The sequence below is a fragment of the Pectobacterium parvum genome (assembly GCF_020971565.1).
In the GTDB taxonomy this organism is placed as follows: domain Bacteria; phylum Pseudomonadota; class Gammaproteobacteria; order Enterobacterales; family Enterobacteriaceae; genus Pectobacterium; species Pectobacterium polare.
In genome coordinates this window covers 1250373-1270082 of sequence record NZ_CP087392.1, presented here as the reverse complement: position 1 = coordinate 1270082, position 19710 = coordinate 1250373, and the positions used below count along the sequence as shown (strand labels likewise).

Below are 19710 nucleotides of genomic sequence, written 5' to 3'. Positions count from 1 at the left end.
CCTTGGCAGAATACCGAAATACTCTGCCCGATTTATCGCTGCGGCAGAAAACGCAGCGGGTTTACGGATTTCCCCTTGTAACGAATTTCAAAGTGCAAGCGAACTGAGCTGGTGCCTGTACTGCCCATCGTAGCAATTTTTTGCCCTGCCGTGACGTCTTGTTGCTCACGGACTAGCATCGTATCGTTATGGGCATAGGCACTGAGGTAGTCATCATTATGTTTGATGATTATCAGATTTCCGTAACCACGTAGCGCATTACCCGCGTACACCACGCGCCCACTGGCAGTTGCGGTGATCGGTTGCCCACGTGAGCCGGCGATATCAATCCCTTTATTTCCCCCCTCGGAAGCGGAGAAACTATCTATGACTTTCCCATCGGTAGGCCAACGCCAACTGCCGACAGCAGCCGTATTGCTGCTGGCAACAGCCGCTGGTGCGGAAACAGGAGCGGTTGTTGGTGCCCCTGTCGTAGGTAACATCTTACCTACATTCTGTTTACCCTGATTACCAGAATACGCATTAGTTGACTGAGAATCAACCGATGTAGTTTGTATTTGCGCACTTGATGGCGGCGTTGGTACACCACCTCGAGTGGCATCCGTTGTTGCCAACATTCCACCACCGCTCGTCAGGCCACCGCCCGAAGCGTTGTTACCGGATACGTTTCCTAAGCTCAGTGATTGCCCCACATTCAGGCTGTATGGCTCAGGAATATTGTTGCGCTGCGCCAGATCCCGGTAGTCATTACCGGTAATCCACGCGATATAAAACAGGGTATCGCCCCGTTTAACCGTGTAGGCATTACCGCCGCTGTAGCTGCCTTTCGGAATATTGCCGTAGCTGCGGTTGTAAACAATTCGGCCGTCGGTCGTTGTTGAAACGCTTTCACCCGCTGTTGAAATGCGTGATGGTGGCGCAGATAACATCCCCCCTCGGCTGCCCGTATTTCCGTCAACGCTGCTGATCGGTGCGGATTTGGAATTATTGTTGGTACATCCCGCCAATCCTAAGACAATCACCGTACAAGCAGCAATATGACGCAAATTCATCATTCGGCTTCCCATGCGCCTTACTCCCCTCTAACTATAGCGTTCAAAAAAGTAACTATATCCGTCATACTTCAAGCTGCACGTACGTTGGCTTCTCTTACTCACCCCAGTCACTTACTAATGTAAGCTCCTGAGGATTCGTGCGCTTGCCGCCTGCCTGCAACTCGAATTATTTAGGCTATATAACATTCAAAAAACAGTAATACTCAGAACTCAATTCGGACATGTCTGCCTCACATCGGCTCTCGCTTAACTGGCCGTTGCTCAACTGCCATAGCGTAAGTGATTGTAGCGTACCGGTATCCGGTGATTTATTCGTTAATTGGAACGAGAAAGATCGCTACTTCACCATCGCTGGCGCATAAGCAAAACGGGAAAGGCACCACGATGATTAGATGCTAACAATATCAACAAGTTCGCACTATAAAACCGTTGTGTTGAAATTTTAAAGACTTAACAACAAGTGCATACCAACGCCACGGTATCAGGCTAATTCCCCTTTGACCAGCGGAACAAACCGAACAGCTTCAACCGTTTGAATAATAAATTCGCCAGCATGGCGTTGAACAACCTGTAAGTATTGTGACTGTTCACCGACGGGCAATACCATCACACCGCCTTCATCAAGCTGTTCCATCAGCGCTCGAGGAATTTCCGGCGGTGCAGCAGTCACGATGATGGCATCAAACGGCCCGCGCGACGCCCAGCCCTGCCACCCATCGCCATGACGGTTAGAAACATTATGCAGATCAAGCTGCTTTAAGCGACGTTTAGCCTGCCATTGCAGCCCTTTGATGCGCTCAACTGAGCAAACGTGCCTAACCAAATGCGCTAAAATCGCCGTTTGATAACCTGAACCAGTGCCAATTTCCAGCACGCGAGAAACAGGCGTCAGGCTGAGCAATTCCGTCATCTTCGCGACCATATAAGGCTGCGAAATCGTCTGACCGGAACCAATAGGCAGAGCGGTATTTTCATACGCTTTATGCTCGAACGCCTCGTCAACGAAACGTTCTCTGGGTACGGCTTCTATCGCACTCAGTAGACGTTCGTCCTGAATGCCCTGCTGGCGCAGCTGTGCCAACAACGTTTCTATACGCTTGTTTACCATTCCCCGCCGACCTCAGCTCCGGTTAACCTCGTCACCAATACAGCAATTTTCCCGCACAGGGGTAAGCCAGCCGCCGCTATCGCACGGTTGTCAGCATTATTCTCTTCAACTATTTTCTGCAAAAAACGTCTCGTAGTACATCAGGCACCGAGATCGGTATCTTGCTGTGAATGCAGCAATTCACGCACCACGCTGGTCGCAAAACTGCCCGCAGGTAGCCAGAACTTCAATTCCACAGTCGCATCGTCCTGCCATTCCCAGTGCATCTGCTGTGGATACAGCAGCACCGCACGCCGGGCAGGTTCGACCCTCTCACGCTTAACCAAAGACCACAGTGCGTCTTGTCCGACCAAAGCATGCTTTTCAAATAGCTGCGCGTCATCCTGCGTGCCCAGTTCGCCATCTCCGGGCAGAGGCGCAGTAATCTGGAGTTCGCCCGCATCAAGGCGCGTCTGTAAAGCATCCAATTCGTCAGACTTAGCAACAAACCAACTGCCGCGCCCTGTTAGCTGCAATGCATCACCGCACAAGACGGTTTTCGCCTGCTGCCCCGCGAGCCGCGCGCTGGCAACCTGATTAAACATCGCACTGCGGCTGGCGGAAAGATAAAAACTCCGCTTACTGCGTTCTTTTACCCGAATATCGTTATTCGCCCAAAGACGGGCCTGCTCAAGGTTATTTCCGTTGCGCCCGAAACGCTGGCTGCCGAAATAATTAGGTGCACCTTTCGCGGCAATCAACGCCAAACGAACATCAACTTCGTTTCGATCGCTGACCTGACGCAGCACCAGAGTAAAATGGTTACCCCGCAGCGTACCGATCCGCAGCTTGCGACGATGGCGAATCACCTCAAGCACATCGCAGCCTTCAAGCTCCAGAGAGGAGAAATCAGGCGTCTCTTTTCCCGGCATATGCAGGCAAAACCACTGTTCGGTGACAGCATGCCGATCTTTCAAACCCGCATAGCTGACGGCACGCAGCGGTAGACGAACAAATTTCGCCAGCATCTCGGCCACAAATTGCGTATTACAGCCGCGCTTGCGTACACGCACCAATACTTGTTCACCGTCACCATCTGGCTGAAATCCCAGATCTTCCACCACCAGAAAATCTTCAGCAGTGGATTTCAATGAGCCGGTAGCCTGTGGCTCACCGTGCAACCAGACGAGTTGTTCGCTATTTTCCATCATTATCCTACAGCGTGTATGACCGGATGACACACCGTCATGACAGTGTTTTTTATACCGTTAGTTTTCTATTATTAATGAGGCGCTACTGATAATTAATTGTTAATAAAACAACGCCTTACCACGCGACAATTTCGCCTGTTTCTTTTTTCACCAGCAGAGCAACGGCTTCGCAGGCAATGCCTTCACCGCGACCAGTAAAGCCCAGCTGTTCTGTCGTAGTCGCTTTCACATTGACGTCGTCCATATGACACTGCAAATCTTCCGCCAGATTCACGCGCATTTGCGGGATATGTGGTGCCATTTTCGGTGCCTGCGCAATAATCGTGACGTCCAGATTGCCTAACTGGTAGCCTTTTTCATTGATACGACGCCAGGCTTCACGCAGCAGACCACGGCTGTCCGCACCCTTAAAAGCCGGATCGGTATCAGGAAATAGCTTGCCAATGTCACCGAGCGCGGCGGCCCCCAACAGGGCATCGGTCACGGCATGCAGCACCACATCCCCATCGGAATGCGCTAGCAGGCCTTGAGTATAAGGAATTCGCACACCACCGATCACCAGCGGACCTTCTCCACCGAACTTATGGACATCAAAACCGTGACCGATACGCATCGTGCGTGCTCCTTATCTGTATTTAACGAATAAATTTAGCGAATAAAATGAGGTTACTGCAAACTGGTTAAATAGAATTCGGCTAATGCCAAATCCTCTGGACGAGTGACTTTGATATTATCTGAACGTCCGCTGATAATTTGCGGGCGATAGCCACAATATTCCAACGCGGAGGCTTCATCTGTGACGGCAACGCCATCCTGAAGCGCCCGTTGCAGGCACTGTTTCAACAGCGCCGCGGGAAAAAGCTGCGGCGTCAGCGCATGCCATAAATCATTACGTTCTACCGTGCGATCGATAAACCCGTCCGTGCTGCGCTTCATGGTATCACGAACCGGCGCGGCCAGAATTCCACCAACGTCACTCTGCTCGACAATCGCCAGTAGGCGCGTCAGATCGTCCTGATGCAGACACGGACGCGCCGCATCATGCACTAACGCCCATGCGCTATCGGCAACGGCGGACAGCCCAGCCAGCACGGAATCTGCACGCTGCTGCCCGCCCGTCACGGCACAAATACGAGGATCGTTAGCAATCGCCAGAGTATGAAAGAATACGTCATCAGGGCTGATAACGACGACGACACGCTGCACGCGTGAATGGCGTAAAAGCGCGTCGATGGTATGTTCAAGAATGGTTTTATGGCCGGTCGAATTATTGCCAATCGTCAGATACTGCTTAGGACGATCGTTTTGCATCCGGCTGCCGTTACCCGCAGCGGGCAAAACGGCAACAATGTCAGGCGGGGAAAGGCGTGGTGTCTGCATGCGTCAACGTTGTGTGTTGTTAGATGAAGCGTTATTAGATGACGTCGTATTTGCGTTACGGTGGTTCGACTCTGGCACCAGACGATAGAAGCTTTCACCGGGTTTAATCATCCCCAGTTCATTGCGAGCGCGCTCTTCAATCGCTTCCTGTCCGCCATTGAGGTCGTCAATTTCAGCAAACAGCTGTTCGTTACGGTCTTTTAATTTGGCATTATTCCCCTGCTGGACAACAACATCATCATTTACCCGAACATAGTCATGAATGCCATTCTTGCCCAGCCACAGTGAGTACTGAAGCCAGCCAAGCAATATCAATAATAACAGCGTAAGCTTTCCCATCCCGCCCCCTGAAAAACAGCCTAATCATCCCATAACTTTTGTTTCGACTCCACTGTGTCCGGCAGTGGGAGGCAATATTCACCCTGCCGCGCACCCAAATGGGGATATTTCGGGCAGAAGAGCATGCCAAACGCGCTCTCAGGCCACACTCACCTCATCCATTCATCCCCTTATACTTTCTGTTCGTCAGAAGACGTAAGCGCATCGCGTCCGTCTGGCTAAAACCGTCCATAGGAAAAACGTCAGTTGAACCATTAATGCTATCTGTGTATTTTTATGCATACAAAGTGCATAAAAAAAGAAAATTTTACATTTAAACCAGGAGAAAACCATGTTCAAAAAAATGTTATTCGTTGGGGCGCTCTTCACTACCGTACTCCCCACCAGCGCCTTCGCCGCAGAACCCACTTACGTTGTTGGCTCTGGCGGAACCTATCGCCCTTTTGAGTTTGAAAATGCGAAGAAAGAGCTGGAAGGCTTTGATATTGATATTATTAAAGCGATCGCCAAGGCGGAGAATTTTAATATCAAGCTGATCAATACGCCGTGGGAAGGGATCTTCGCGACCCTTAACTCCGGCGACCGCGACATTATCATTTCCGGTATCACGATTACCGACAAACGTAAGCAAATGGTCGATTTCTCCGCACCGTATTTCCCAGCCGAGCAGTCCATTGTGGTGCCTAAAGGCTCGACGATCGACTCGATTGCTGCGCTGAAAGATCACAAAGTCGGTGTCGTGAACTCCAGTACCGCCGATATCGTGGTCTCCGATGTATTAGGCAAAAACAGTACATCGATTAAGCGCTTTGATAACACCCCGTTAATGTTACAAGAGCTGTATGAAGATGGTGTGGGCGCAGCGGTTGGCGACGTGGGCGTAGTGAAGTTTTACATTAAGACTCACCCTGACAAACAGTTCAATCTGGTTTCCGACGCCAAATTCGAACGCCAGTATTTCGGGATCGCCGTCGCGAAAGGCAACGATCAGCTGCGTGAGAAGATTAACTCTGGGCTGAAAAAAATCGTTGCTGATGGCACCTACGCCAAGATCTATCAAACCTGGTTTGATAACAACGTTCCGACCTTACCCGCAGAATAACGCCTGCAACACACTGCGCACCTCTCCAGGTCTCCATCGCCTCAGCGAGAGGTCGCATCAACCGGACAGCTAGCCTGTCCGGTTTAATTTAGAATCATCATTACGTTAGCCTATTCAAAAAAGGAAACGATCTTGACGGGATTTCGTTGGGAGATCATTCAGGAATATGCCCCGCTGTTTATGGAAGGCACCTGGATGACCATCAAATGCACCATTATTTGTGTCATTCTTGGCACCTGCTGGGGATTAACGCTCGGATTAGGCCGCTTAGCGCAGGCACCGCACGGGCCGTGGAAATATATCCTGTACTACGGTGTTCAATGGCCGGTGCGCATCTACATCAGCGCCTTCCGCGGCACGCCGCTGTTTGTACAAATCATGGTGGTGCACTTCGCGCTAGTGCCGCTGTTCATCAATCCGCGTGACGGGCTACTGGTGACCAGCAATATTATGTCGGCCGATCTTGCCCGTACGCTGCGCTCAGATTACGGCGCGTTCCTCTCTTGCATCGTGGCAATTACGCTGAATGCAGGTGCCTATGTCTCCGAGATATTCCGCGCCGGCATTCAGTCGATCGATCGCGGCCAGATGGAAGCGTCGCGCTCTCTGGGAATGAGCTATGGCCGCACCATGCGGAAAGTCATTCTGCCGCAGGCTTTTCGCCGCATGCTGCCACCACTGGGCAACAACGCCATCGCGATTGTGAAGGATTCATCGTTGGCTTCAGCAATCGGATTGGCGGATCTCGCCTATGCCGCTCGTACGGTGTCAGGGGCTTACGCCACGTACTGGGAACCCTACTTGGCGATCTCTATCGTTTATTGGGTTATTACTTTCCTGCTTTCGCTGCTGGTGCGGCACATGGAAACGAGGTTTGGCAAAAGTGATTCACGTTAAAAACCTGCAAAAACAGTTTGGTGATACGCATGTCCTGCGCGGTATTTCCTGTGACATCGCGCCTCAGGAAGTGCTCTGCCTGATTGGCCCATCCGGTTCAGGAAAGAGTACCTTTCTGCGCTGCATCAACGCACTGGAGACGCTATCGGCAGGCGAGATTACGGTCAACGGTTTTGCCATTCACGATCAGAAAACCAATATCAATCGCGTGCGCGAAAGCGTGGGGATGGTGTTCCAGCGCTTTAATCTGTTTCCGCACATGACGGTGTTGGAAAACATAATTATGGCACCGATGGATGTGAAAAAATTATCCCGCGCGCAGGCCGTTGAGCGGGCTAAAGCGTTGCTCAGCAAGGTCGGCCTGCTGGATAAAATCGATGCCTGGCCGAACAGCCTATCCGGTGGACAGCAGCAGCGTGTCGCGATTGCCCGCGCGTTAGCGATGGAACCGGCGATCATGCTGTTTGATGAACCGACATCCGCGCTGGACCCGGAGCTAGTTGGTGAAGTGTTGGCTGTCATGAAAACGCTGGCGAACGAAGGCATGACGATGGTCATAGTGACCCATGAAATGGCATTTGCCCGAGAAGTGGCCGATAGAGTGATCTTTATCGATCAGGGAATTATTCAGGAAGAGGGGACGCCAGAGGCGATCTTTACACATCCGAGTAACCCGCGCACGCAGGCTTTCCTGAGCAAAATACTGTAAATACGTTAAAACGGTAAACCGCAGGCTGTCAGCGTCTTCCGCGCTGGCAGCCTTTTTCTTTTACCACCCCGTCAGAAAAGAAAATACCAACCAGAACAGGCAGACCACCGTCAGCCCTGTCGCAAAAAGCGTATAAAAAAGATAGCCTCTCAGCAAAAAGCTAAACCCGACGCCAACCAGTACTGAAAACGGCATCAGCGCCAGAAAAAACGGCCAGGTGTAGAGCATGAAGAAAAACGTGGTATTGGAGCCGTATACCAAAAAAGGGATAGTGAAGGCCAACCAATAAAAAGAGAACCCCGTTACCGCCCCCATAAACAGGTAGGAAACGCCGTCATCCTCTTCTTGTTGCGCTGGCCGAGTCTTGCTAATCGTTAACTGCGTGGCATTTTGCATAATCTTTCCCATTCGTCCCCTTATCACCCACTGGCGCGGTGAAAAAAGCGGGATATCAGAGCTTGATAATAGCTCGCTTGCCCAGCAGATCTAACAATTGGTCTGTCAAATGTGTTACTAATTGTTCGCCATCCAGATGACTATCCGGCGCTTCCGGCGCTTCATATGCCGAGTCGATCCCGGTGAAATTACGCAGCTCTCCCGCACGGGCTTTTTTATACAACCCCTTAGGATCGCGTGCTTCACAGGTTGCTAACGGCGTATCCACGAAGACTTCGATGAACTGCCCTTCTCCCAGTAAATCCTGCACCATTTTACGCTCGGCGCGGTGCGGCGAGATAAACGCAGTCAGAACCACCAGACCCGCGTCCACCATCAGTTTGGCGACTTCACCCACGCGACGGATATTTTCGCGCCGATCGTCGTCGGTGAAGCCTAAATCGCGGCACAACCCGTGCCGCACGTTGTCGCCATCCAGCAGGTAGGTGCTGACGCTACGTTGATGTAGCGCCTGTTCCAGCGCCCCCGCCAGCGTGGATTTACCGGATCCAGACAACCCGGTAAACCAGATAACGACGCCCTGATGACCATGCAACTTCTCGCGCGACTCTCGGGTGACATCGTGCGCATGCCAGACGACGTTATCGTCAGTCGGTTCATCGCGTAAAGACACGTTATTTGCCTCCCAGCAGATCGCGCGCACCCCAATGTGGGAAGTGGCGACGTACCAGCGCATTCAGTTCCAGCTCAAACGCGCTGTGCGCACCCGGTTCCTGATACACCTGTTCGATAGGCTCCCGCACTAGCCCAGCACCGACCGTGACGTTGCTCAGACGGTCGATAAAGATCATCCCGCCCGTCACCGCATTGTGCTGATAGTTGTCCAGCACCAGCGGCTCATCAAAAACCAATTCAACCGAACCGATACCATTCAGCGGCAGGTTCTCCGCTACGCGCTGCGTCAGCGTATTGATCTCGACCTGATACTGAATATTCTCGACCCGAGCGCGCGTTTTCTTACCGCCAATCTTGATGTCGTAGCTTTGTCCCGGCACCAGCGGCTGCTCCGCCATCCAAACGACATCCACCAGCGCATGCTGTACTGCTTTCAGCGATTCGCTGCTGTCGACCAGCAGGTCACCGCGGCTAATATCTACCTCATCCGCCAGTACCAACGTAATCGCTTCACCTGCCTGCGCCTGCGGTAAATCTCCATCAAAGGTCACAATACGGCTGATGGTGGATTCTACGCCAGACGGCAGCACTTTAACCCGTTGCCCAACGCGGATGATGCCAGATGCCAGCGTTCCTGCGTAGCCACGGAAATCCAGATTCGGGCGGTTCACATACTGCACTGGGAAGCGCATCGGCTGTTCCAGCGTACGCTGTGCCACATTGACCGTTTCCAGCACGTCCAGCAGCATCGGCCCGGTATACCAGCCCATCGTCGTACTTGGCGTTGCGACATTGTCGCCATCCAGCGCGGAAATCGGTACAAAGGTGATATTCAGGTCGGCAGGCAGCTGCTGAGCAAAATCCAGATAATCCTGCTTAAACTGCTCAAACACCGTTTGCTGATAATCCACTAAGTCCATTTTGTTCACCGCCACCACCAGATCGCGAATCCCCAGCAGGGTCGCAATAAAGCTGTGACGACGGGTTTGATCCAATACGCCTTTGCGAGCGTCAATCAGCAGGATCGCCAGCTCGCAGGTTGATGCGCCGGTCGCCATGTTGCGGGTGTACTGCTCGTGTCCTGGCGTATCGGCGATGATGAATTTGCGTTTTTCCGTGGAAAAATAGCGGTAGGCCACGTCAATCGTGATGCCCTGTTCACGCTCGGCCTGAAGCCCATCGACCAACAGTGCTAGATCCAGCTTTTCGCCCTGCGTTCCAATACGCTTGCTGTCATTGTGCAGCGTACTGAGCTGATCTTCATAAATTTGGCGCGTATCGTGCAGCAACCGGCCAATCAGCGTACTTTTTCCGTCGTCGACGCTACCGCAGGTCAGGAAACGCAGCAGCGTTTTATCCTGCTGCGCGTGTAAATACGCTTCCACACCGCCCTGCTCGGCGATCTGTTGTGCAATCGCATTGTTGATAACGACTGCATCTTTCTCAGCCGCATTGTCTGCCGCTGTGTCTTTTAACGAAATTTGGCTCATTCGACGATTCCTCAGAAATACCCTTGACGCTTTTTCAGCTCCATTGAACCGGCCTGATCGCGGTCAATTACCCTTCCCTGACGCTCACTGGTGGTGGAAACCAGCATCTCTTCGATGATTTCCGGCAGCGTCTGCGCATGCGATGCCACCGCGCCTGTCAGCGGCCAGCAGCCCAGCGTGCGGAAGCGCACCATACGTTGTTCGATCACTTCACCGGGTTGCAGATCGATGCGATCGTCATCCACCATCAGCAGCATACCGTCACGCTCCACCACTGGACGCGGCGCGGCCAGATACAGCGGAACAATATCGATGTTTTCCAGATAGATGTATTGCCAGATATCCAGCTCGGTCCAGTTGGAGAGCGGGAAAACGCGGATGCTCTCGCCTTTGTTAATCTGGCCGTTGTAGTTATGCCACAGCTCTGGGCGTTGGTTCTTCGGATCCCAGCGGTGGAAACGGTCGCGGAAGGAGTAAATACGCTCTTTAGCACGCGATTTCTCTTCATCGCGGCGCGCCCCGCCAAACGCGGCATCAAAACCGTATTTATCCAGCGCCTGCTTCAGCCCTTCCGTTTTCATGATGTCGGTGTGCTTGGCGCTGCCGTGCACAAAGGGGTTAATCCCCAGCGCTTCACCCTGCGGGTTGCGGTGCACCAGCAGTTCACAGCCGTAGGCCTTTGCCGTCTTGTCACGGAATTCGTACATTTCACGAAATTTCCAGCCGGTATCAACGTGCAGCAGCGGGAAAGGCAGCGATCCCGGATAGAACGCCTTGCGCGCCAGATGCAGCATCACCGAAGAGTCTTTGCCGATGGAATACATCATCACCGGGTTACTGAACTCGGCCGCCACTTCGCGGATGATGTGAATGCTTTCGGCTTCAAGCTGCCGTAAATGCGTGAGTCGTTTCTCGTCCATACCCTTTCCTTAAGCCAAGTTTACTACCGCTGGGCGGCTGTCTTGCGGCACCGTCGGCGTTGTCTGACCAAACCAGGCAATCTGATGGTGCAGATCCACCACCTCGCCAATTACCAGCAGCGCCGGTGTCGGCGCTTGCCGTGCCAAATGTTCTAACTCTTGCAGCGTACCGATTTGTACCTGCTGATCGTGTCGGGTGCCGCGACTGATCACGGCAACGGGCGTCTGCGATGAGCGGCCATGCGCGATCAGCTGCTGCGAAATCTCGGCGGCCTTCATCGTTCCCATATAAATCGCCAGCGTCTGGCGGCCACGCGCCAGCGTTGACCAGTCCAACTCGTCGCCATCCGGGCGACAGTGTCCGGTAATAAAAAGTACGCTCTGCGCGTAGTCACGGTGCGTTAACGGGATCCCCGCATACGCCGTGACGCCCGCCGCAGCCGTCACGCCGGGCACGACCTGAAATGTGATACCCGCCTGCGCCACCGCTTGCAGCTCTTCACCGCCGCGGCCGAAAATGAAGGGATCGCCGCCTTTCAGGCGCACGACCCGCTTCCCTTCCTGCGCCAGCTTCACCAATAGTTGATTAATCTCATCCTGCGGCAACGAATGCGCGCTGGCGCGTTTCCCCACGCAGATGCGTTCGGCATCGCGGCGCACCAGATCCAGCACGTCAGCACTGACCAGATGGTCATACAACACCACATCCGCCTGCTGCATCACCTGCAATCCGCGCAGCGTCAGCAGTCCGGCATCGCCGGGGCCTGCGCCAACCAGTGCAACTTCACCGCGTGCGGCCGCTGGCTGCTGCTGTTCCTCTTGCTGAAGCGCCAGCTGCTGTTGCAGTTCGTCTTCGGCCTGTGCCAGTTGCCCAGCAGACACCAGAGATGCAAAGCGTCCGACAAACAGCCGCTCCCAAAAGCGACGACGTGCCGGCATCGAATGCAGTCGGGTTTTAATTCTGTCGCGCCAGCTTCCGGCGATGTCCGCCATCGTGCCCAAACTGGCAGGCAGTAATGATTCCAGCTTTTCACGCAACAGACGCGCCAGCACCGGAGCCTGTCCACCCGAGGAAATAGCTACCACCAGCGGAGAGCGATCGACAATCGAGGGGAAAATAAACGAGCACTTTGGCTGATCGTCCACCACGTTCACCAGCAAATGACGCTGATTCGCCGCCTCAAATACCGCGGCATTCAGCTCGGCGTCATCCGTAGCGGCAATCACCAGAAACACGCCGGATAACAGTTCCGGTGTAAAAGAGTGCGCCAGCCATTCAACCTGCCCGGCCTGATGCTGCGCCGCCAGCGGTTCCGCCAGCGCCTGCGCGACAATTTTCACCTCCGCACCCGCGCGTTGCAGCAGATCGATTTTGCGCGTAGCAACCTCGCCGCCGCCAACAACCAGTACCGAGCGCTGACGAAGATCGGCAAATAAAGGGAGATAGTTCACAGTCGCCTTAACTAAGCAAAAAAGTAGATAATGCGACTATACGGTGCGGACAGAACACTTATGAAATGCCGAATTGGAATGACAAGTTCCGTAATGGAATAACACCACGTTTACAACTGATATTAGGTGGGGGTTAGCCACCCTTGTACATTCTATGTTCTTCATTTGGAGATCCGAATTTGCTAAACCGAAGCTGGCCACATAAGCCAGCTGTCGATTACCCACATAGAAAGAAAAGTACACATTTTAATATCGGTTATTACTGATTTCCTCTCGGATCTCCTTAATTTTTTGAGGATAGAGTCCTTTAGACTCAATTTCATCCAGCCTGTTCATAATACTGTCCTCCTCGACTAGGAACTGGCTCATGGATTGAATATCAATTTTAAAATATCCCCTACCCTCTCTCATCTCCCTACATTCAAGATTTAAGATTAAATTTACAAATCCCTCATCGGTGATAAATATATTATTTATCCATGTACTGACTGTTTCTGGTGATGTAATTTTCATCCACACCTGCAGATAATCTAGAAAATTATTGCAGTCCAATAGATTATTTTTTACCTCATCAGAATTTAATCGAGTAGCCATAACCTCACAAATCTCGTGAAGCTCTTCATTAGAAAAAACACATGCATTTTTTTTATCTATTTGCACATCAAAAAAGCTGTTCATACACAATAGATGATCTAGATAGCGAACAATCCAATACAATGATTTTCCTGTTACAAAAAAATTTTTAATAGAAACTAAACCAGCATCACGTCTTACACTCATCATATGCATCATCAAACCATCAACCACCAGCTCAATATCAAGACTCTGTTCTAAAAACCAACTATTACGTTCCTTATAACGTTTAACAATATCCTCACCCTCATCTACAAAAAACAACACAAATCCTTCACATTGTTCATAAGTCAATGATGAGATAAGTGAAGGAGTAAATCGACTAAGGATGTGTTCAAACCAAGTACGTGAAGACAAGCTCTTACTATTTATACCACTCAAAAGCTTTTGAGACAGTTCTGGGTATAACTTTGGTTCAGAAGCCATTACTAATAACTCATCCATAAAATATTTCTGAAGAATATTTTGTGGAGCGGAGAAAGAAAAATAATATCGCCAGTGAGTGTCACTCCCAAGTCGTTTATTTCTCCTAATCACGTAATAATCACGCTCACTTGATTTCTCAAAAAAAATGAAACCATTTTTCTTGTTATCGAATTTTATTCCTGCAACCCACTCACTGATAAAAGAATATTGCCTAACTGATACCACAGAGAAATTTATAATGTGATCTTGCAATTGCTTATTCATCATATCAATTTCTTCTTGTCTAATACCGCCTTCTCCTGATACAACTAATGAGAGTTTAGTCAGATAATTCTCTATCCAGTCATAAAGGCCAATATTGGTTATTCGAATAAGTTGAAGAAAACACAGGTCTGGAAAATAGACATAATCACGCAGTCCAGAGTAGCAGAATTTCAGTGCATTAATAACGGTACAAACTTCACGAGGCGTGGTTAGGCCAGCTCCATAGCTGCCGATCAGTCTGCTCAAATCAGTGAGCGTATCCTTGTCTGGATATGCATCATTAACAGATTTATATAAAGCAAGTGCTTCAGATTCAAATTCTCTCCGAAGATCAAATGCCTCCGGCCTAGGAAGGCTAAATGAAATCTGCACAATTTTCTGTAGATACTGATTACCATCGATTACTCCTAACCCTTGTTCTACTGCATGTGAAAGAACCTGACGGTCATAACAAAGCACGTAGTGAAAACAAGAGAAATCTGCCACTGACTTGACTAGGCGAATCACTTCAACTGCCTGTGCTGGCTCTAATCGATCTAGATCATCGATAATTACAATAAAATTGAGGCCTAGCTTATTTATATTTTCCTCTATTTCAGCTCTAAGAGTTGCAGTAGTTTTTCTTTGAACTGAGAGATCTAATTCTGAAAAGGTTTCCATTCCTTGCGCGACGATACCTAAACTGGGAATAAATTTCCCTGCAAAATCAACAATAGAGGCCAGTCTTCCAGACGTCTGTTGCAGGTAATTAAGAATATTAAGTGCCTTTTCTGACTGTTTTTTCTTTTTAGAGCAATGAAACCATTTCCTATTTCGTGGCTGTCTTCGCTCATCCTCTTCTGCCACAATAGCGGCCACAGGCAAGAGCAGAGATCTTATGGGGCTTTGTTCTGGAGCGTTGAGCCAAGGGGCAATATGCAGCACATGCGTTCCGTCTTTCGTACATGCTTGAATTTGCTTCAGCAGTAAATTCAACATACTTGTTTTGCCCGTTCCCCACTTCCCTTCGATACCGATTACAGTGCTAACATTCTTATCCAAAGCAGTAATACTCTGGGCCAGACTCTTCGCCACAGCGGCGAAACCGTAACGATCATCGTCTTCACTACTAATGGCGGCAGAGTTTATGCCAGAATTCATACTCATCCACAGTTCCTAGTAAAGTAAGCCAGAGCCTTCAATTGTATGCTGGCAAGCGACAAACCAATCAGTGTTATAATTTTCCGATACAGCAAGATAGGTAATGCAAGATGCCTGATTAAATTGCATAAAAAAGCTCATGAAATGCATGAGCCTTTTTACACCAATAATAGGATCGGGTGGTAATTGATTAATTACCCTTCGTGCAGTCCGCATTCGCGTTTCAGGCCGAAGAAACGGGTTTCCTCTTCGCTCATGCCCGGTTCCCATTTGCGGGTGGTGTGCGTATCGCCAACGGACAGATAGCCCTGCTCCCACAGCGGGTGGTAGCTCAGGCCATTTTCTTTCAGGTACTGGTACACCGTTCGGTTATCCCAGTCGATAATCGGCAAGAATTTGAAGACGCCGCGCTGAATCGCCAGCACCGGTAATTCGCCCCGGCTGCCGGACTGCTCACGACGCAGGCCAGCAAACCATGTTTTCGCCTTTAACTCGCTCAGCGCCCGATTCATCGGCTCGACTTTATTCAGCAGGTTGTAGCGCTCAATGCCTTCCACGCCCTGCTCCCACAGCTTGCCGTAGCGCGCCTCTTGCCAAGCCGGAGACGCTGTTGCGCGATACACTTGCAGATTCAGCGTTAATTGCTCTGTCAGCGCATCAATAAACTGATAGGTTTCAGGAAACAGATAGCCCGTATCCGTGAGGATAACCGGAATATCCGGCCGCTGTTGCGTCACCAGATGCAGCGAGACCGCCGCCTGAATGCCGAAGCTGGACGACAACACATAGTCGCCCGGCAGATTCTCCAGCGCCCAGCTCACTCTTTCCTGCGCAGACAGCGATTCAAGCTGACTGTTCACCGTAGCCAACTCAGCTGTCTGTTCCGCTTTCGGTAACGCGTTGAGCGCCTCAAGATTAAATTCGGCCATCAGGCTCTCCTGTCAGTCATAAAAATCGCGAGCGGGATCCAGCACCGGTTTAATGATGTTGGTACGAATCACGAAATCACCGAAGCCTTCATTCGGCTGGCGATCTTGCGCCCACAGCCCGATAAGCCGATCGATTTCCGCGAGGATCTCGGTTTCATTAATATTTTCGCGATACATACGGGGAATGCGCGTCCCCTCGCGATTCCCGCCAAGGTGCACGTTATAACGCCCCATCGCTTTACCCACTAGGCCGATTTCTGCCAGCATCGCACGGCCGCAGCCGTTCGGACAGCCCGTCACACGCAGAACGATATGTTCATCGCCCACGCCGTGCTGCTGCATGATGCCTTCCACTTTCGTGACGAACTCCGGCAGGAAACGCTCGGCTTCCGCCATTGCCAGTGGACAGGTCGGGAATGACACACAGGCCATCGAATTCTTACGCTGCTCGCTGACGCCGTCATCAATCAGGCCGTGCTCACGTGCCAGCGCATTAATCTTCGCTTTGCTACGCGCAGGAACGCCCGCGATGATCAAATTCTGGTTCGCCGTTAACCGGAAATCCCCTTTGTGGATCTTGGCGATTTCCGCCAGACCGGTTTTCAGCGGACGGCCTGGATAATCCAGAACACGACCGTTTTCGATAAACAGCGTCAGATGCCATTTATTGTCGATACCTTTCACCCAGCCGATGCGATCGCCACGTCCGGTGAATTCATAAGGGCGCACCGCTTCAAATTTCACACCGGCACGCGCTTCCACTTCCTGCTTGAAGTTGTCTACACCCACACGCTCCAGCGTGTATTTGGTTTTCGCGTTTTTACGGTTGGTCCGGTTACCCCAATCGCGCTGCGTGGTCACCACCGCTTCCGCGATGGCCAGCGTATGCTCAATGGAAATGTAGCCCAATTCACTGGCGGTACGCGGATAGGTTTCTTTATCGCCGTGCGCAATAGAAAGCCCACCGCCCACCAGCACGTTGAAGCCCACCAGACGGCCGTTATCGGCAATCGCAACGAAGTTGAGATCGTTCGCATGCAGATCGATATCATTCTGCGGCGGGATCACGACCGTGGTTTTGAATTTACGCGGCAGATACGTTGAACCTAAAATCGGCTCTTCATCCGTCGTTGCCACTTTTTCCTGATCCATCCAGATCTCAGCATAGGCCCGCGTGCGCGGCAGCAGATGCTCAGAAATCTTTTTCGCCCACTCATACGCCTGCTGATGCAATTCGGATTCGATCGGGTTAGACGTACACAGCACGTTGCGGTTCATATCATTCGCCGTCGCCAGCGCATCCAGCCCGATGCTATTCAGCATCTGGTGTACCGGTTTCACGTTCGATTTGAGAATACCGTGATACTGGAATGTCTGGCGGTTCGTGATACGAATGCTGCCGTAGATCGTATTTTCAGTCGCAAATTTGTCGATCCGCAACCACTGTTCTGGCGTCATCACGCCACCAGGCAGACGGCAGCGCAGCAGCATCGCATGGCGCGGCTCCAGCTTCTGCTCGGCACGTTCGGCGCGAATATCGCGGTCATCCTGCTGATACATACCGTGGAAACGGATCAGCAGAAAGTTATCGCCCTTAAAGCCACCGGTCAGACCATCGTTCAGGTCTTCAGCAATCGTGCCGCGCAGAAAGTTACTTTCTGTCTTCATGCGCTCGGCATCAGCGAGTTTCCCTTCTACCACTAAGGGGCCGGGGTGTTTTTCACTGAAAACGTATTTTTCACTCATTAGTACACATCTCGCTGATAACGGCGCTCAAGGCGCAGATCGCTTAAAAACTCATCGGCCTGTTCACTGTCCATGCCGCCATGCTCAACTATCACATCCAGCAGTGCTCGCTCGACGTCTTTTGCCATACGGTTGGCATCACCACACACGTACAAGTGTGCACCGTCCTGAATCCAGCGCCAGACTTCCACGCCTTTTTCCCGCAGTTTGTCCTGCACGTAAACTTTATGCGCCTGATCGCGTGACCAGGCCAGATCGATGTTGGTCAGCAGGCCATCTTTGACGTAGCGCTGCCATTCAACCTGATACAGAAAATCTTCCGTAAAGTGCGGGTTACCGAAGAACAGCCAGTTTTTCCCTTCAGCCCCATCGGCATCACGCTGCTGCATAAACGCGCGGAATGGCGCAATTCCTGTGCCCGGCCCAATCATGATGACCGGCGCGTCGGAATTCGCAGGCAGACGGAAGTTATCGTTGTGTTCGATGAAGACGCGGATTTCATCGTCTTCACTCAGTCTGTCGGCCAGATAGCTGGAAGCGCCACCAGCGCGCTCGCGGCCTTCGTATTCGTAGCGCACCACGCCAACGGTGATGTGCACTTCGCTTTCGACTTCCGCCTGTGAGGAGGCAATAGAGTAAAGACGCGGCGTCAGCGGACGCAGCAGACCCAGCAGTTGCTCCGCCGTCAGTTCAGTCGGCGCTTGTCGCACCATATCGACCAGCGGTGTGCGCTGTGCAAACTGTTGAAGCGCAGGCTTATCGGCCAGCAGCGATAGCAGCGTTTCATTACGCGACAGTGCCGCATACTTCTCGACAATCGGTGCCGTGTTCTGCGTCAGCTCGAAGTGGCTTTTCAACGCCTGCGATAATGGCAGCGTCTTGCCGTCAACGCTGATGGACTCATCGCCTTTCAGCCACAGCAGTTCCAGCAATTCCTGCACCAGCGCGGGATCGTTATCGAACCACACGCCCAGCGCATCTCCCGGCTGGTAGCGCAAACCAGAATCGCCCAGATCGATCTCGATATGGCGAACATCCTTTTCGGAGTTACGCCCGGTCACTTTCTGATTGACGGCAAACGTGGCATGCAGCGGTGAGGATTTGCTGTACGGGCTGCTGGTAATTTCATCCAGTGCGCCCTGAGCGGCAATCTGTGCTACCGCCGTTCCCTGAACCGGCACCCGCGCCTGCAAAATATCAACTAATTGGCGTCGCCATTGTTCAGCAAGCCCCTGATAATCGACATCGGCATCCACGCGATCCAGCAGGCGTTCAGCGCCTAGCTCAGCCAGACGGCTATCGAAATCCTTACCCGCCTTGCTGAAGAATTCGTAAGAGGTATCACCCAAACCAAACACAGCAAACGCGGTGTCTTTCATCTCTGGGGCTTTTTTGGACAGCAGGAACTTGTGCAGCGCGACGGCTTCTTCCGGCGGCTCCCCTTCCCCCTGCGTCGAGGCCACGATCAGCAGCAGTTTTTCCTGCCCGATTTGCTTGAATTTGTAATCACCCGCATTGACCAGATTGACGGACAGCTTAGCTGCCAGCAGATCGTCACGCAGCTGTTCCGCCACCCGACGTGCATTGCCGGTTTGTGAGGCGGAAATCAGCGTAATCGTTTGTACTGGCACCGTGACTGCGGATGCTGTCGTTGCCGTGGCGGCGATCGCCCCCGGCTGCACATTCCCTGGCTGCTGAACTAAACCCCAGAAATAGCCGGATAGCCAGGCCAGCTGCGTCGATGAGAAATCACCGGTTGCCGCCTGTAAACGCGTTAATTGCTCCACACTCAGCGGAAGCAATGAAGTGGGGGAAACCGGAGTAGTCATTGTGATTTCTGTTTCCTTGTGCCTGTGCTG

At 51.8% G+C, this 19710-nt stretch carries 18 protein-coding genes; 3 read left to right on the top strand and 15 right to left on the bottom strand.

The features are described from left to right. Positions 1-32: 32 nt before the first annotated feature. The 6 genes from nlpD to ftsB all read right to left on the bottom strand — a co-directional run bounded on the left by nlpD (position 33) and on the right by ftsB (position 5072). Complete coding sequence (gene nlpD / locus LOZ86_RS05640) at positions 33-1055, bottom strand: murein hydrolase activator NlpD (RefSeq protein WP_039484839.1); 1023 nt, start codon at positions 1053-1055, stop codon at positions 33-35. 481 nt (positions 1056-1536) lie between these two features. Further along, positions 1537-2163: a protein-L-isoaspartate(D-aspartate) O-methyltransferase gene (locus tag LOZ86_RS05635; RefSeq protein WP_230242958.1), complete on the bottom strand. Its 627-nt coding sequence runs from the start codon at positions 2161-2163 to the stop codon at positions 1537-1539. Between the two features lie 140 nt (positions 2164-2303). Continuing rightward, on the bottom strand, positions 2304-3350 hold the full coding sequence (gene truD, locus LOZ86_RS05630) for a tRNA pseudouridine(13) synthase TruD (RefSeq protein WP_039484844.1): 1047 nt from the start codon (positions 3348-3350) through the stop codon (positions 2304-2306). Between the two features lie 118 nt (positions 3351-3468). Next, the gene (ispF, locus tag LOZ86_RS05625; protein ID WP_005973491.1) at positions 3469-3966 is read right to left on the bottom strand and encodes a 2-C-methyl-D-erythritol 2,4-cyclodiphosphate synthase; all 498 of its coding nucleotides are present in this window, start codon (positions 3964-3966) and stop codon (positions 3469-3471) included. 53 nt (positions 3967-4019) lie between these two features. After that, positions 4020-4733 (bottom strand): 2-C-methyl-D-erythritol 4-phosphate cytidylyltransferase, encoded by a 714-nt coding sequence (gene ispD / locus LOZ86_RS05620; protein WP_039513141.1) that lies wholly within the window; start codon positions 4731-4733, stop codon positions 4020-4022. Positions 4734-4736: 3 nt separating this feature from the next. Next, positions 4737-5072, bottom strand: coding sequence for a cell division protein FtsB (ftsB, locus tag LOZ86_RS05615; RefSeq protein ID WP_039484850.1), 336 nt, complete (start codon positions 5070-5072; stop codon positions 4737-4739). 331 nt (positions 5073-5403) lie between these two features. Between ftsB and LOZ86_RS05610 the strand changes: the two genes are divergently transcribed. The 3 genes from LOZ86_RS05610 to LOZ86_RS05600 all read left to right on the top strand — a co-directional run bounded on the left by LOZ86_RS05610 (position 5404) and on the right by LOZ86_RS05600 (position 7780). After that, on the top strand, positions 5404-6174 hold the full coding sequence (locus LOZ86_RS05610; protein WP_039484853.1) for a basic amino acid ABC transporter substrate-binding protein: 771 nt from the start codon (positions 5404-5406) through the stop codon (positions 6172-6174). Between the two features lie 132 nt (positions 6175-6306). After that, on the top strand, positions 6307-7071 hold the full coding sequence (locus tag LOZ86_RS05605) for an amino acid ABC transporter permease (RefSeq protein WP_039484855.1): 765 nt from the start codon (positions 6307-6309) through the stop codon (positions 7069-7071). Beyond that, on the top strand, positions 7058-7780 hold the full coding sequence (locus LOZ86_RS05600; RefSeq protein ID WP_039513144.1) for an amino acid ABC transporter ATP-binding protein: 723 nt from the start codon (positions 7058-7060) through the stop codon (positions 7778-7780). Before LOZ86_RS05605 ends, LOZ86_RS05600 begins: the two co-directional genes overlap by 14 nt. A 60-nt stretch (positions 7781-7840) precedes the next feature. Here the strand turns inward: LOZ86_RS05600 and LOZ86_RS05595 are convergent, their stop codons facing one another. The 9 genes from LOZ86_RS05595 to cysJ form a co-directional block, all read right to left on the bottom strand. Further along, positions 7841-8176, bottom strand: coding sequence for a DUF3561 family protein (locus LOZ86_RS05595; protein ID WP_029368162.1), 336 nt, complete (start codon positions 8174-8176; stop codon positions 7841-7843). A 55-nt stretch (positions 8177-8231) separates the two neighbouring features. Further along, the gene (gene cysC / locus LOZ86_RS05590) at positions 8232-8912 is read right to left on the bottom strand and encodes an adenylyl-sulfate kinase (RefSeq protein WP_181892586.1); all 681 of its coding nucleotides are present in this window, start codon (positions 8910-8912) and stop codon (positions 8232-8234) included. Next, on the bottom strand, positions 8851-10278 hold the full coding sequence (gene cysN, locus LOZ86_RS05585) for a sulfate adenylyltransferase subunit CysN (RefSeq protein ID WP_039485096.1): 1428 nt from the start codon (positions 10276-10278) through the stop codon (positions 8851-8853). Before cysN ends, cysC begins: the two co-directional genes overlap by 62 nt. Positions 10279-10352: 74 nt before the next feature. Further along, positions 10353-11261, bottom strand: coding sequence for a sulfate adenylyltransferase subunit CysD (cysD, locus tag LOZ86_RS05580; protein ID WP_039484862.1), 909 nt, complete (start codon positions 11259-11261; stop codon positions 10353-10355). Positions 11262-11270: 9 nt separating this feature from the next. Next, positions 11271-12713, bottom strand: a complete 1443-nt coding sequence (gene cysG / locus LOZ86_RS05575) for a siroheme synthase CysG (RefSeq protein WP_039484864.1) — start codon at positions 12711-12713, stop codon at positions 11271-11273. Between the two features lie 246 nt (positions 12714-12959). Beyond that, positions 12960-15182 (bottom strand): KAP family P-loop NTPase fold protein, encoded by a 2223-nt coding sequence (locus LOZ86_RS05570; RefSeq protein WP_039484866.1) that lies wholly within the window; start codon positions 15180-15182, stop codon positions 12960-12962. Positions 15183-15370: 188 nt separating this feature from the next. Next, positions 15371-16105 (bottom strand): phosphoadenylyl-sulfate reductase, encoded by a 735-nt coding sequence (locus LOZ86_RS05565; RefSeq protein ID WP_039513146.1) that lies wholly within the window; start codon positions 16103-16105, stop codon positions 15371-15373. A gap of 12 nt (positions 16106-16117) precedes the next feature. Further along, positions 16118-17851 (bottom strand): assimilatory sulfite reductase (NADPH) hemoprotein subunit, encoded by a 1734-nt coding sequence (cysI, locus tag LOZ86_RS05560; protein ID WP_230242956.1) that lies wholly within the window; start codon positions 17849-17851, stop codon positions 16118-16120. Next, positions 17851-19680: an NADPH-dependent assimilatory sulfite reductase flavoprotein subunit gene (gene cysJ, locus LOZ86_RS05555; protein WP_230242951.1), complete on the bottom strand. Its 1830-nt coding sequence runs from the start codon at positions 19678-19680 to the stop codon at positions 17851-17853. The genes cysI and cysJ overlap by 1 nt, the downstream gene beginning before the upstream one ends. Positions 19681-19710: the final 30 nt, after the last annotated feature.

Excerpts from the sequence above, each read along its gene's own strand:
- nlpD (WP_039484839.1), bottom strand. The coding sequence starts at position 1,055 with ATGATGAATTTGCGTCATATTGCTGCTTGTACGGTGATTGTCTTAGGA.
- LOZ86_RS05635 (WP_230242958.1), bottom strand. The coding sequence starts at position 2,163 with ATGGTAAACAAGCGTATAGAAACGTTGTTGGCACAGCTGCGCCAGCAG.
- truD (WP_039484844.1), bottom strand. The coding sequence starts at position 3,350 with ATGGAAAATAGCGAACAACTCGTCTGGTTGCACGGTGAGCCACAGGCT.
- ispF (WP_005973491.1), bottom strand. The coding sequence starts at position 3,966 with ATGCGTATCGGTCACGGTTTTGATGTCCATAAGTTCGGTGGAGAAGGT.
- ispD (WP_039513141.1), bottom strand. The coding sequence starts at position 4,733 with ATGCAGACACCACGCCTTTCCCCGCCTGACATTGTTGCCGTTTTGCCC.
- ftsB (WP_039484850.1), bottom strand. The coding sequence starts at position 5,072 with ATGGGAAAGCTTACGCTGTTATTATTGATATTGCTTGGCTGGCTTCAG.
- LOZ86_RS05610 (WP_039484853.1), top strand. The coding sequence starts at position 5,404 with ATGTTCAAAAAAATGTTATTCGTTGGGGCGCTCTTCACTACCGTACTC.
- LOZ86_RS05595 (WP_029368162.1), bottom strand. The coding sequence starts at position 8,176 with ATGCAAAATGCCACGCAGTTAACGATTAGCAAGACTCGGCCAGCGCAA.
- cysC (WP_181892586.1), bottom strand. The coding sequence starts at position 8,912 with ATGCGCTGGTACGTCGCCACTTCCCACATTGGGGTGCGCGCGATCTGC.
- cysD (WP_039484862.1), bottom strand. The coding sequence starts at position 11,261 with ATGGACGAGAAACGACTCACGCATTTACGGCAGCTTGAAGCCGAAAGC.
- LOZ86_RS05570 (WP_039484866.1), bottom strand. The coding sequence starts at position 15,182 with ATGAGTATGAATTCTGGCATAAACTCTGCCGCCATTAGTAGTGAAGAC.
- LOZ86_RS05565 (WP_039513146.1), bottom strand. The coding sequence starts at position 16,105 with ATGGCCGAATTTAATCTTGAGGCGCTCAACGCGTTACCGAAAGCGGAA.
- cysI (WP_230242956.1), bottom strand. The coding sequence starts at position 17,851 with ATGAGTGAAAAATACGTTTTCAGTGAAAAACACCCCGGCCCCTTAGTG.
- cysJ (WP_230242951.1), bottom strand. The coding sequence starts at position 19,680 with ATGACTACTCCGGTTTCCCCCACTTCATTGCTTCCGCTGAGTGTGGAG.